8 protein-coding genes are annotated in these 14529 nt (G+C 55.3%); all 8 read left to right on the top strand.

Annotated features, from left to right (window positions below):
- Positions 1-140 precede the first annotated feature (140 nt).
- The 8 genes from rplJ (at position 141) to tuf (ending at position 14490) form a co-directional block, all read left to right on the top strand.
- A complete protein-coding gene (rplJ, locus tag ACJJIS_RS19300; protein ID WP_282934404.1) occupies positions 141-635 on the top strand; it encodes a 50S ribosomal protein L10 in 495 nt (164 codons plus the stop codon).
- Positions 636-712: 77 nt separating this feature from the next.
- Complete coding sequence (rplL, locus tag ACJJIS_RS19295; protein WP_282934403.1) at positions 713-1081, top strand: 50S ribosomal protein L7/L12; 369 nt, start codon at positions 713-715, stop codon at positions 1079-1081.
- 298 nt (positions 1082-1379) lie between these two features.
- Entirely contained in the window at positions 1380-5453 is a 4074-nt protein-coding gene (rpoB, locus tag ACJJIS_RS19290) for a DNA-directed RNA polymerase subunit beta (RefSeq protein WP_444934811.1), read from the top strand.
- A 135-nt stretch (positions 5454-5588) separates the two neighbouring features.
- Complete coding sequence (rpoC, locus tag ACJJIS_RS19285) at positions 5589-9818, top strand: DNA-directed RNA polymerase subunit beta' (RefSeq protein ID WP_282934401.1); 4230 nt, start codon at positions 5589-5591, stop codon at positions 9816-9818.
- 250 nt (positions 9819-10068) lie between these two features.
- Positions 10069-10443, top strand: coding sequence for a 30S ribosomal protein S12 (rpsL, locus tag ACJJIS_RS19280; protein WP_108731651.1), 375 nt, complete (start codon positions 10069-10071; stop codon positions 10441-10443).
- Positions 10444-10553: 110 nt separating this feature from the next.
- Positions 10554-11024, top strand: a complete 471-nt coding sequence (gene rpsG / locus ACJJIS_RS19275) for a 30S ribosomal protein S7 (RefSeq protein WP_152451131.1) — start codon at positions 10554-10556, stop codon at positions 11022-11024.
- A 90-nt stretch (positions 11025-11114) separates the two neighbouring features.
- On the top strand, positions 11115-13220 hold the full coding sequence (fusA, locus tag ACJJIS_RS19270) for an elongation factor G (RefSeq protein WP_444892717.1): 2106 nt from the start codon (positions 11115-11117) through the stop codon (positions 13218-13220).
- A gap of 76 nt (positions 13221-13296) precedes the next feature.
- Positions 13297-14490, top strand: coding sequence for an elongation factor Tu (gene tuf / locus ACJJIS_RS19265; RefSeq protein WP_108731642.1), 1194 nt, complete (start codon positions 13297-13299; stop codon positions 14488-14490).
- Positions 14491-14529 lie beyond the last annotated feature (39 nt).

Here is a 14529-nt window from a genome sequence, read left to right as displayed (position 1 = left end):
TCGGCCAGGTTGGCCATTGCGAGGTTCGAGCCTACGCAGACGGTGTCGCCCAAACCAGTATTTTTACTGGATTTGAGCTTTATGCACCGGAACGGATCGGACGTTTAAGTCCGGTTTTTTTCAAATCCAGGAGTGACACTATGGCTATTGGACTCGAAGACAAGAAAGCGATTGTCGCAGATGTCCAGCAAGCTGCTGAAGGTGCTCTGTCTGCGGTTGTTGCGGATTCCCGCGGCGTAACCGTGAATGACATGACCACTCTGCGCAAAGAGGCTCGCGAGAACGGCGTTTGGTTGAAAGTCGTCCGCAACACTCTGGCGCGTCGCGCTCTGGCAGGTACCGAATACGAATGTCTGACTGACAAATTCGTAGGTCCTAGCATCATTGCATTCTCTAACGAACACCCAGGTGCCGGCGCGCGCATCCTGAGCCAGTTCGCTAAAGGCAATGACAAGCTGGAACTGAAAGGTGCTGCCTTCGAAGGCGCGATCACCGACGTCGCATTGTTGGCAAGCCTGCCGACTTACGACGAGGCGATCGCCAAGCTGATGAGCGTGTTGAAAGAAGCATCTGCTGGCAAGCTGGTTCGCACTATTGCGGCCGTTCGCGACCAAAAAGAGCAGGAAGCTGCGTAATTTTTTCGCTAGAGCGAATCGCAGTTTCAAAACGAAATACGAGCAGCTACTGCTCAAACCAATTCAGGTACTGAATCATGTCTCTGACTAAAGAAGATATCATCAATGCTGTTGCCGAAATGTCCGTTAAGGATGTTGTTGAGCTGATCGAAGCAATGGAAGAGAAATTCGGCGTAACTGCTGCTGCAGCAGTTGTAGCTGGCCCAGCTGGTGGCGAAGCTGCCGCTGAAGAGAAAGACTCTTTCGACGTAATCCTGACTTCCCCAGGCGACAAGAAAGTGAACGTGATCAAAGTTGTTCGCGGCATCACTGGCCTGGGCTTGAAAGAAGCTAAAGGTCTGGTAGACGGCGCTCCGAGCCCGCTGAAAGAAGGCGTAAGCAAAGACGAAGCTGAAGCAGCTAAGAAAGAGCTGGAAGAAGCTGGCGCAGTTGTAGAACTGAAGTAATTCGGTTCTTGCGTCTCCCGCTAGCTGTCGCGTAAAGCGGCGGGTAGCGGTAAGGCTGGTGGACTTTTGTCCGCCGGCCTTTTTGCCGTTTGCGGTACTGAGGTTTTTACCGGTGCCGGCGGGATTTAAAAACCGTGGCAAACCTCATTTAACCATAGCGCAGTAGCGCTACCCAAAAGCAAGCGGAGAGGTTTCTGGCCAGTGCAGGCAAGTTGCATTGACCAGAGGCTTCTCGCCCGGAGGGGCTCTGGACTGGAGTCCCACGAAGTCTTGTCACTGATCAAGCTGGGGAATTTGAATGGCTTACTCATATACTGAGAAAAAACGTATCCGCAAGGATTTTGGCAAACTGCCTAAGGTCATGGATGTGCCCTTTCTGCTTGCGATACAGCTCGATTCTTATCGCAACTTTACACAGGCCGACAAGCGCCCCGACGACCGTATGGACGTTGGCCTGCAAGCGGCGTTTAAATCTGTATTTCCGATTGTCAGCTATTCCGGCAATGCCGCCCTGGAGTACGTAAGTTATACGCTGGGTAAGCCCGCTTTTGACGTTAAGGAATGTACCCTGCGCGGCGTTACCTATGCATGTCCGCTGCGCGTGCGCGTGCGTCTGATTATTTACGATAAAGAATCTGCGAATAAGTCCATTAAGGACATTAAAGAGCAGGAAGTTTACATGGGCGAGATTCCGCTCATGACCGACAACGGTACCTTCGTAATCAATGGTACCGAGCGCGTTATCGTATCCCAGCTGCACCGTTCCCCGGGTGTATTCTTCGATCACGACAAAGGCAAGACTCACTCTTCCGGTAAGCTGTTGTACGCCGCGCGTGTCATCCCCTACCGTGGCTCATGGCTGGACTTCGAGTTCGATCCGAAAGACCTGGTGTTTGTGCGTATCGATCGTCGCCGTAAATTGCCAGCGACTATTCTGCTGCGTGCCTTGGGTTACACCTCCCAGGAAATGCTGGAAATGTTCTTCGAGACCAGCACCTTTGAGCTGTTGGAAGACCGTGTCAGCCTGGAGCTGATTCCGTCTCGCCTGCGCGGTGATGTTGCTTCTTTTGACATCAAAGACGGCCAGGGCAAGGTGATTGTCGAAGAGGGTCGCCGTATTACCCCGCGTCATATCCGTCAGTTGGAAAAGGCCGGCGTAGAAAAGCTGGAAGCACCGCTCGAGTACCTGTTTGGCCGTGTACTGGCGAACGACATCATCGATGAGTCCACCGGTGAGATCGCGATCGACTGTAACACCGAGATTACTGATGAAGTAATCGCCAAGCTGCGTGTACTGAACGTTAAGAGTTTCCAAACCCTGTACACCAACGACCTGGATCGCGGTCCGTTTATCTCCGACACCCTGCGTGCAGAGCCTTCTCGCACTGTGTTGGAAGCGCTGGTAGAGATCTACCGTATGATGCGCCCGGGCGAACCGCCCACCAAGGAGTCCGCAGAAGCGCTGTTCGAGAACTTGTTCTTTACCGACGAGCGTTACGACCTGTCCGCTGTTGGCCGCATGAAGTTCAACCGACGCCTGGGTCGCGAAGACGAGACTGGCCCCGGCACTCTGAGCAAAGAAGATATCGTCGAAGTTCTGAAGACTCTGATCGATATCCGCAACGGTCAGGGCATGGTCGACGATATCGATCACCTGGGTAACCGTCGCGTGCGTTCCGTAGGCGAAATGGCTGAAAACCAGTTCCGCGTTGGCCTGGTACGTGTAGAGCGCGCTGTTAAAGAGCGCCTGTCCATGGCGGAGTCCGAAGGCCTGATGCCTCAGGACCTGATCAATGCCAAGCCGGTTGCCGCTGCTGTGAAGGAATTCTTCGGTTCCTCGCAGCTGTCCCAGTTTATGGACCAGAACAACCCGCTGTCGGAAGTGACTCACAAGCGTCGTGTTTCCGCCCTCGGCCCGGGTGGTTTGACCCGTGAGCGCGCTGGCTTTGAGGTGCGCGATGTACACCCGACTCACTACGGCCGCGTATGTCCGATTGAGACGCCGGAAGGACCGAACATCGGTCTGATTAACTCCCTGGCTACTTACGCCCGCGCCAACCATTACGGTTTCCTCGAGAGCGCCTACCGCAAAGTGGTCGATGGCAAGGTAACTGATGAAATTGCGTACCTGTCCGCGATCAATGAAGCCAACTTCATTATTGCCCAGGCGTCTGCGGAAGTAGATGACAACGGTAACTTTGTTGATGACCTGATCAGCGTGCGTCACCAGGGCGAATTTACCCTGAAAGCACCGAGCGAAATCCAGTATATGGATGTTTCCGCCAAGCAGGTGGTTTCCGTAGCTGCGGCGATGATTCCATTCCTCGAGCACGATGACGCCAACCGTGCATTGATGGGATCGAACATGCAACGTCAGGCGGTACCGACCCTGCGCGCTGAAAAGCCGCTGGTGGGCACCGGTATGGAGCGCACTGTAGCGCGCGACTCCGGCGTGTGTGTGGTTGCTAAGCGCGGCGGCATTATTGAGCGCGTTGATTCCAGCCGTGTGGTTGTTCGCGTGGCCGATGCTGAGGTGGAAGCCGGTGATGCAGGTGTGGATATCTACAACCTGACCAAATACATCCGCTCCAACCAGAATACCTGTATCAACCAGCGCCCGATCGTTAATACTGGCGATCGTGTAGTCCGTGGCGATATTCTCGCCGATGGTCCCTCTGTAGACCTGGGTGAGCTGGCTCTGGGCCAGAATATGCGCATCGCATTTATGCCCTGGAATGGTTACAACTTTGAGGACTCCATCCTCATCAGTGAGCGCGTTGTACAGGAAGACCGCTTCACCACCATCCACATTCAGGAGCTGACCTGTATTGCCCGCGATACCAAGCTGGGCAGTGAGGAAATTACTGCGGATATCCCCAATGTTGGCGAATCTGCCCTGAATAAGCTGGACGAGTCCGGCATCGTATACATCGGCGCAGAAGTAGGCGCTGGCGATATCCTGGTCGGTAAGGTCACTCCGAAGGGCGAAGCCCAGCTGACTCCGGAAGAAAAACTGCTGCGCGCAATCTTCGGAGAGAAAGCTTCCGACGTTAAGGACACCTCCCTGCGCGCGCCCAGTGGCACCCGCGGTACGGTGATCGACGTTCAGGTATTTACCCGCGACGGCCTGCAGAAAGACCAGCGCTCCCTCGATATCGAGAAGTCACAGCTGGACGAGGTCCGCAAGGATCTGAACGAGGAATATCGCATTGTAGAAGGTGCGACCTTCGAGCGTCTGCAACAAGCTCTGCTGGGCCAAAAGGCCGCCGGTGGTAAGGGCGTTAAGAAGGGCGATGAGATGACCGCTGAAGTCCTCGCCGCCCTGCCGCGCGAAGACTGGTTCAAGCTGCGTATGGAAGACGACAGCCTGAACGATCAGCTGGAAAAAGCGGAAGCTCAGCTGAAAGAGCGTCGCAAGCTGCTCGACGAAGCCTTCGAAGACAAGAAGAAGAAACTGGAGTCCGGCGATGACCTGGCTCCGGGCGTGCTGAAAATCGTCAAGGTTTACCTGGCGATCAAACGCCGCATCCAGCCGGGCGACAAGATGGCCGGTCGTCACGGTAACAAAGGTGTTATCTCCGTAATCAAGCCCGTTGAGGACATGCCTTATGACCAAAACGGTGAGCCGGTAGATATCGTCCTGAACCCGCTGGGCGTTCCCTCGCGGATGAACGTTGGCCAGGTTCTGGAAATGCACTTGGGCATGGCCGCTAAAGGCCTCGGCGTTAAAGTCGACAAGATGATCAAGGAGCAGCAGGAAATCGCCAAGGTGCGCGGATTCCTGGAAGAGGTCTACAACTCCACTGGCGGACGCAAGGAAGAACTCGACGAGTTCTCCGATGAGGAAGTCATGACCATGGCGCAAAACCTGCGTCGCGGTGTACCTATGGCGACCCCGGTATTTGACGGTGCCGATGAAAGTGAGATCAAGCAGCTGCTGCGTCTTGCCGATATCCCGGATTCCGGTCAGATCACCCTGCACGACGGCCGCACCGGCGATGCTTTCGAGCGTCCGGTAACTGTGGGCTACATGTACATGCTGAAGCTGAACCACTTGGTAGACGACAAGATGCACGCGCGTTCTACCGGTTCCTACAGCCTGGTTACCCAGCAGCCGCTGGGTGGTAAAGCCCAGTTCGGTGGTCAGCGTTTCGGGGAGATGGAAGTGTGGGCGCTGGAAGCTTACGGCGCTGCATACACCCTGCAGGAAATGCTCACGGTTAAATCCGATGACGTGGAAGGCCGTACCAAGATGTACAAGAACATCGTGGACTCCGACCACCGCATGGAGCCGGGCATGCCGGAATCCTTCAACGTACTGGTTAAGGAAATCCGCTCTCTCGGTATGAACTTCGAGCTTGAGCACGAGTAAATCCGAACCCGTACCGAAGCCTGTTGGCAGGTGAAATGAGACAAGTGCCAGCGCCCCTCGAAGCAGTGGGGCAGCTGGCTAGCCCGGCGGCTAGTGCGAGTGCCGGGTTGACTACCCCCTAGTGGAGGAAAGGCCTTGAAAGATTTATTAAATCTGGTGAAGTCCCAGGAGCAGCTGGAAGAGTTTGATGCGATTCGTATCGGTCTGGCATCACCGGACATGATTCGCTCCTGGTCCTACGGCGAAGTGAAAAAGCCGGAGACCATCAACTACCGTACCTTTAAGCCTGAGCGTGAAGGCTTGTTCTGTGCCAAGATCTTTGGCCCGGTAAAAGACTACGAGTGCCTGTGCGGTAAGTACAAGCGCATGAAGCACCGCGGCATTATCTGTGAGAAGTGTGGCGTTGAAGTGACCAAGGCCAAGGTTCGCCGTGAGCGCATGGGTCACATCGAGCTGGCCAGCCCGGTTGCACACATCTGGTTCCTGAAGTCCCTGCCGTCCCGTATCGGCCTGCTGCTGGACATGACCCTGCGCGATATCGAGCGCGTGCTGTACTTCGAATCTTACGTGGTTACCGAGCCGGGTATGACTACCCTGGAGCGCGGTCAGCTGCTGAATGACGAGCAGTACTTTGAGGCGATGGAAGAGTTCGCCGACGAGTTTGAAGCGAAGATGGGTGCCGAGGCGATCCAGGAGCTGATGGCGGATATCGAGCTGCCCGCAGAAATCCAGCGCCTGCGTGAAGAGATCCCGGCGACCAACTCCGAAACCAAGATCAAGAAACTGTCCAAGCGCCTGAAGCTGCTGGAAGCCTTCTACAAGTCCGGCAACAACCCGGAGTGGATGGTGATGAAGGCTCTGCCGGTTCTGCCGCCGGATCTGCGTCCGCTGGTACCGCTGGATGGCGGTCGTTTCGCGACCTCGGATCTGAACGACCTCTACCGTCGTGTGATCAACCGTAACAACCGTCTGAAGCGTCTGCTTGAGCTGAACGCGCCGGACATTATCGTGCGCAACGAAAAGCGCATGCTGCAGGAATCTGTTGACGCACTGCTGGATAACGGCCGTCGCGGTCGCGCCATCACCGGCTCCAACAAGCGCCCGCTGAAGTCCCTGGCTGACATGATTAAAGGTAAGCAGGGTCGTTTCCGTCAGAACCTGCTGGGTAAGCGTGTTGACTACTCCGGTCGTTCCGTGATCGTGGTAGGTCCGACCCTGCGTCTGCACCAGTGTGGTCTGCCCAAGAAGATGGCACTGGAACTGTTTAAGCCGTTTATCTTTGGCAAGCTGGAATCCCGTGGCCTGGCCACTACGATCAAAGCTGCCAAGAAGATGGTTGAGCGCGAGGAAGCTGTCGTTTGGGATATCCTCGACGAAGTGATCCGCGAGCACCCGGTACTGCTTAACCGTGCACCGACCCTTCACCGTCTGGGTATCCAGGCGTTTGAACCGGTACTGATTGAAGGTAAGGCAATCCAGCTGCACCCGCTGGTTTGTGCGGCCTATAACGCCGACTTCGACGGTGACCAGATGGCGGTACACGTACCGTTGACGATCGAAGCGCAGCTGGAATCCCGCGCGCTGATGATGTCCACCAACAACATCCTGTCGCCTGCCAACGGTGAGCCGATTATCGTACCGTCCCAGGACGTGGTACTGGGTCTGTATTGGATGACCCGTGAGCGCGTTAATGATAAAGGCGAAGGCATGTTCTTCTCCGATATCAAAGAAGTGAGCCGCGCTTTCTACGCCAAGCAGGTTGGTCTGCAAGCGAAGATCAAAGTACGTATCCGCGAAAATATCGTCGGCGAAGACGGTGAGAAGCACGAGACTATCTCCATTCAGGACACCACTGTAGGCCGCGCGCTGCTGTGGAACATCGTGCCGGAAGGCCTGCCGTTTGCGCACGTCAACCAGCCGATGAAGAAAAAGGCAATCTCCCGCGCCCTGAACGAGTGCTACCGTAAGGTAGGCCTGAAGGCGACGGTTATTTTTGCCGACCAGCTGATGTACACCGGTTTCGATTTCTCTACCAAGTCCGGTTCCTCCATTGGTGTGAACGACTTTGAGATTCCGGCTGAGAAAGCTGAACTGATCGATGCCGCTGAAGCGGAAGTGAAAGAGATTGAAAGCCAGTTTGCTTCCGGCCTGGTAACCCAGGGTGAGAAGTACAACAAGGTTATCGATGTTTGGTCCCGCACCAACGACAAGGTAACCCAGGCGATGATGGCCGGTATCAAGAAAGAGAAGGTGATCGATCGCGAGGGCAACGAGACCAAGCAGGACTCCTTCAACTCTGTATATATGTACGCAGACTCCGGTGCTCGTGGTTCTGAAGCTCAGATCCGTCAGCTCGCTGGTATGCGTGGTCTGATGGCCCGTCCGGATGGCTCCATTATCGAGAACGCCATTACGGCAAACTTCCGTGAAGGTCTGACTGTACAGCAGTACTTCATCTCGACCCACGGTGCTCGTAAAGGTCTTGCGGATACCGCACTGAAAACCGCTAACTCCGGTTACCTGACCCGTCGTCTGGTTGACGTGGCCCAGGACGTGGTAATTACCGAGCTGGATTGTGGCACCGACGACGGTCTGACCATGGCGCCGGTAATCGAGGGCGGTGATGTTATCGAATCTCTCGGTGACCGTATCCTCGGTCGTGTAGTGGCCCGCGATGTACTGAAGCCTGGCAGTGACGAAATCGCCGTTTCTGCCGGCACTATGATCGACGAGAAGTGGGTAGAGCGCATCGAAGCCATGGGCATCGATGAGGTTCTGGTTCGCTCCCCGATCACCTGTGAGACTGCACACGGTATCTGTGCCCAGTGTTACGGCCGCGACCTGGCCCGTGGCCACCGCGCCAACCCGGGTGAGTCTGTGGGCGTTGTTGCCGCACAGTCCATCGGTGAGCCGGGCACCCAGCTGACCATGCGTACCTTCCACATCGGTGGTGCTGCAAGCCGTGCCTCCGCTGCGGACAGCATCCAGGTGAAGCAGGGCGGTACCGTACGTCTGCATAATGTTAAGACGGTTAAGACCGAAGTTGGCACTCTGGTAGCCGTGTCCCGTTCCGGTGAGCTGGCGATTGCCGACAGCGCCGGTCGCGAGCGCGAGCGCTACAAGCTGCCTTACGGTGCTGTGATCAGCGTCTACGAAGGTGCCGAGGTAGACGGTGGCCAGATCGTGGCCAAGTGGGACCCGCACACCCACCCGATCATCACCGAGGTAGCCGGTTGGGTGAAACTGTCCGGTATGGAAGAAGGGCTCTCCATCCGCAAGCAGACCGACGATATCACCGGCCTGTCCTCTATCGAGATTATCGATCCGGCCGAGCGCCCGGCAGCGGGTAAAGATCTGCGCCCAGCGGTAACCCTGCTGGATGAGAACGGCGAAGAGCTGACTCTGGCTAACAGTAATGCGCCTGCGCACTACGCCTTGCCGCCGCGTGCAATCCTCAGCCTGGCTGAAGGTAAGCAGGTGAACGTGGGTGACGTAATTGCACGTATTCCGCAGGAATCCGGCGGTACCAAGGATATCACCGGTGGTCTGCCCCGCGTTGCCGACCTGTTTGAAGCGCGTAAGCCGAAAGAGCCGTCCATTCTGGCGGAAATCTCCGGTACCGTTTCCTTCGGTAAGGAGACCAAAGGTAAGGTTCGTCTGCAGATTACTCCGCGCGACGGCAAGCCGCTGGCCAATGGTAAGGACCACTACGAGGTTCTGATTCCAAAGCACCGCCAGCTGACCGTGTTCGAAGGTGAAACCGTAGAGAAGGGTGAGGTTATCTCCGATGGCCCGTCCAACCCGCACGATATTCTGCGCCTGAAAGGTGTTGAAGAGCTGGCTCGCTACATCACCAACGAGATCCAGGAGGTTTACCGCCTCCAGGGTGTAGGCATTAACGATAAGCACATCGAAACCATCGTGCGTCAGATGCTGCGTAAAGTTGAAGTCACCGAGATGGGTGATTCCAGCTTGATTAAGGGCGACCAGGTTGAATACCAGCGCGTGATCGAAGAAAACGAACAGCTGCGTGCCGAGAACAAGCAGCCCGCTCAGTTCGAACGCCTGCTGCTGGGTATTACCAAAGCGTCTCTGGCAACTGAGTCCTTCCTGTCAGCGGCTTCGTTCCAGGAAACCACTCGCGTTCTGACCGAAGCGGCGGTAACTGGTAAGGAAGACAACCTGCGCGGCTTGAAAGAGAACGTGGTTGTGGGTCGCTTGATCCCGGCTGGTACCGGTCTGGCTTACCACAGCGAGCGCAAGCGCAAGCGCAGCCTGCAGTTGGAAGAGGCCTTCGGTGAAGGACCTTCCGCAGCTGAGGTTGAAGCAGCTCTGACTGAGGCACTGAAGTCCTCAGGCGAATAAGGCGTATCCCACTCTATCTGTCGGTGGAGTGGGGTAGGTTGGGGCACTTAGGTGCCCGATCTGATATTGGCGACTGTCTGTGATGTAAGCACTTACTTCCGTCGCCGATTGACTAGGCGGGTTGTCGCTTATAGAATGCGGCCCCCGCTTATGTGGGGTGTTCCGTTTGATCCCAGGATCGGACGATACACACAGACGATAGGCCCTCACTGTTAGAGCTGGGGGCATTTTATTTTTGGAGTGATTTTTAATGGCAACGATCAACCAGTTGGTTCGTAAGCCGAGAAAACGCAAAGTTGAAAAAAGCGACGTTCCTGCTCTGCAGGCTAGCCCGCAGCGTCGCGGAGTTTGCACTCGTGTGTACACCACTACACCGAAGAAGCCGAACTCTGCACTGCGTAAGGTTTGCCGTGTGCGTCTGACCAGCGGTTACGAAGTAACTTCGTACATCGGTGGTGAAGGCCACAACCTGCAAGAGCACAGCGTGGTACTGATTCGCGGCGGTCGTGTAAAAGACCTGCCGGGTGTGCGCTACCACACTGTACGCGGTGCACTTGACTGTGCCGGCGTAAACGATCGCAAGCAGGGCCGTTCTAAGTACGGCGCCAAGCGTCCTAAAGGTTAATCACCTTTAACGATTTGCGTTTCGGTTTCCAACCGGAGTAAGGCTGAGCTCGCCGGATTGTAATGTTTTACGGCGGCGTCTCAGAATAACCCTGAAGAGAGGCAATACCCATGCCGAGAAGACGAGTAGTCGCCAAGCGCGAAGTGCTACCGGACCCCAAGTTCGGGAACGTCACCCTGGCCAAGTTCATGAACCACGTCATGATCAGCGGCAAGAAGTCAGTTGCAGAGCGTATCGTATACGGTGCACTTGAAACTATTTCTGAAAAATTGAACAAAGATCCGATCGAAGTATTCGAGGAGTCTTTGGAAAATATCGCGCCTATGGTGGAAGTAAAGTCCCGCCGTGTTGGTGGTGCGACGTATCAGGTGCCTGTAGAAGTGCGCCCCTCGCGTCGTACGGCTCTGGCAATGCGTTGGTTGGTGGAGTTCTCCCGTAAGCGCGGTGAGAAATCTATGGCTCAGCGTCTGGCCAACGAAATGATCGACGCAGCCCAAAACAAGGGTGGCGCGGTCAAGAAGCGTGAAGATGTACACCGCATGGCAGAAGCCAACAAGGCATTCTCTCACTACCGCTTCTAAGTCTGATGAATACCAACATCGGAAATTAATACCGAAAGGCAGCACGGAAATTTCCAGGCTGCCTTTTGCCGTTATATCGAGGATACAACTGTGGCACGTAAAACGCCCATCGCACGTTACCGTAACATCGGTATCTGTGCCCACGTAGACGCCGGTAAAACCACTACTACCGAGCGCGTACTTTTCTACACTGGTCTATCCCACAAAATTGGTGAAGTACACGAAGGTGCTGCCACCATGGACTGGATGGAGCAGGAGCAGGAGCGTGGTATCACCATTACTTCTGCTGCAACTACCTGTTTCTGGTCTGGCATGCAGCAGCAGTTCGACCAGCACCGCGTAAACATCATCGATACCCCAGGACACGTTGACTTCACTATTGAAGTTGAGCGCTCCCTGCGCGTACTCGACGGTGCTGTTGTTGTACTGTGTGGCTCCTCTGGTGTTCAGCCTCAGACTGAAACCGTATGGCGCCAGGCGAACAAATACGAAGTACCGCGCATGGTATTCGTAAACAAAATGGACCGCGCCGGTGCGAACTACCGCAACGTTGTGAGCCAGCTGAAAGATCGCTTGAACGCGAATGCTGTACCTCTGCAGATGACCATCGGCTCTGAGGACGAGTTCAAGGGTGTTGTTGACCTGGTGAAGATGAAGGCCATTCTGTGGAATGAAGCCGACCAGGGCATGACTTTCGACTACGCTGACATCCCCGCTGAGCTGCAGGACGAGTGCGACGAAATGCGCGAGTACCTGGTAGAAGCGGCCGCTGAAGCCAGCGAAGAGTTGATGGAAAAATACCTGGAAGAAGGTGAGCTGTCCGAAGAAGAAATCAAGGCAGCTATCCGTCAGCGTACCCTGGCCAACGAAATCGTACCGGTTCTGGGCGGTTCTGCGTTCAAGAACAAGGGTGTACAGGCTGTACTGGACGCAGTTATCGAATACCTGCCGGCGCCGACTGAAGTTAAGGCGATCGAAGGTACTCTGGAAGATGGCGAAACTGTTGAGAGCCGCGAAGCTGACGACAACGCGCCGTTCGCTGCACTGGCGTTCAAAATTGCTACCGATCCCTTCGTTGGTACCCTGACTTTCTTCCGTGTTTACTCCGGTAAGCTGGAGAGCGGTACTGCGGTATACAATTCCGTAAAAATGAAGAAAGAGCGTGTCGGTCGTATGGTGCAGATGCACTCCAACGATCGTCAGGAAATTAAAGAAGTACTGGCTGGTGACATCGCTGCTGCGATTGGTCTGAAAGACGTAACCACTGGTGACACCCTGTGTGCCGAAGACAACAAGATTGTTCTGGAGCGTATGGAGTTTCCCGAGCCGGTAATTTCTGTTGCGGTTGAGCCCAAGTCCAAGCCGGACCAGGAAAAAATGGGTATTGCCCTCGGCAAGCTGGCCCAGGAAGATCCGTCCTTCCGCGTGAAGACTGACGAGGAAACCGGTCAGACCATTATCTCCGGTATGGGTGAATTGCACCTGGATATCATCGTTGACCGCATGAAGCGTGAGTTCAACGTTGAAGCGAACATCGGTAAGCCTCAGGTTGCCTATCGTGAAACTATCCGCAACACCTCTGAGATCGAAGGTAAGTTCGTTCGTCAGTCCGGTGGTCGCGGTCAGTACGGTCATGTATGGGTGAAGTTTGAGCCCGCCGAAGACGAGTCTCAGGAAGGTCTGGAATTCGTTAACGAAATCGTGGGCGGTGCGGTACCGAAGGAATACATTCCTGCGGTACAGAAAGGTATCGAAGAGCAGATGAAGAACGGTGTTCTGGCCGGCTACCCGCTGCTGGGCCTGAAGGCGACTCTGTACGACGGTTCCTTCCACGATGTGGACTCCAATGAAATGGCGTTTAAGATCGCCGGTTCTATGGCGACCAAGAAGCTGTCCAGTCAGGGCGGTGCGGTACTGCTCGAGCCGATGATGAAGGTGGAAGTGGTAACTCCGGAAGAGAACATGGGTGATGTGGTTGGTGACCTCAACCGTCGCCGTGGCCTCATCCAGGGTATGGAAGACAACCCCTCCGGTAAGGTTGTCAATGCGGAAGTACCTCTGGCAGAAATGTTCGGTTACGCAACCGACCTGCGTTCTGCTACTCAGGGCCGTGCTACCTACACCATGGAATTTCTGAAGTACGCCGAAGCGCCGAAAAATGTTGCCGATGAGATCATCGCCAAGACTAAGGCCTAATTAACTTCTGCTTAAAGGGGGCCGGGCCAACAGCTGGGGCCCCTTTGGCAAACTTTTAGCTAGAGGACATCTAAAGATGGCAAAAGAAAAGTTTGAACGTTCCAAGCCCCACGTGAACGTGGGCACCATCGGTCACGTTGACCACGGTAAAACCACCCTGACCGCTGCTCTGACCCGCGTATGTGCGGAAGTTTGGGGCGGTGACGCTGTTGCTTTCGACGGTATCGACAATGCACCGGAAGAGCGTGAGCGCGGTATCACCATCGCTACTTCTCACGTTGAGTACGAGTCCCCGACTCGCCACTACGCTCACGTAGATTGCCCGGGACACGCCGACTACGTTAAGAACATGATCACCGGTGCTGCTCAGATGGACGGCGCTATCCTGGTATGTTCCGCAGCTGACGGCCCCATGCCGCAGACTCGTGAGCACATCCTGCTTTCCCGTCAGGTAGGTGTACCTTACATCGTTGTATTCCTGAACAAAGCGGACATGGTAGACGACGAAGAGCTGCTCGAGCTGGTAGAAATGGAAGTTCGCGAACTTCTGGACCAGTACGAGTTCCCAGGTGACGACACTCCGATCATCGTTGGTTCCGCTCTGATGGCCCTGAACGGCGAAGACGACAACGAAATGGGTACTACCGCTGTTAAGAAGCTGGTAGAGACTCTGGACGAGTACATCCCTGAGCCAGAGCGCGCTGTAGATCAGCCGTTCCTGATGCCGATCGAAGACGTATTCTCTATCTCTGGCCGTGGTACTGTTGTAACTGGTCGTGTAGAGCGCGGTGTGATCAACACTGGCGACGAGATCGAAATCGTTGGTATCAAAGAAACCACCACTACTACCTGTACTGGTGTTGAAATGTTCCGCAAGCTGCTCGACGAAGGTCGTGCTGGTGAGAACATCGGCGCACTGCTGCGCGGCACCAAGCGTGACGAAGTGGAGCGTGGTCAGGTACTGGCTAAGCCGGGCTCCATCACTCCGCACACCAAGTTCGAAGCGGAAGTGTATGTACTGTCCAAGGACGAAGGTGGTCGTCACACCCCGTTCTTCAAAGGCTACCGTCCTCAGTTCTACTTCCGTACTACCGACGTAACTGGTGCGGTAGAGCTGCCGGAAGGTACTGAAATGGTAATGCCGGGCGACAACATTCAAATGGTTGTTACCCTGATCGCTCCGATCGCCATGGAAGACGGCCTGCGCTTCGCTATCCGTGAAGGTGGTCGTACCGTAGGTGCGGGCGTTGTTGCCAAGATCATCGAGTAATAGTTACTCCTGATCTAAATAAAAAGCCGCAGCGGACGC

The organism is Microbulbifer maximicatervae (SeqCode) (genome assembly GCF_056231245.1).
This window is presented reverse-complemented; position numbering and strand designations above follow the sequence as displayed.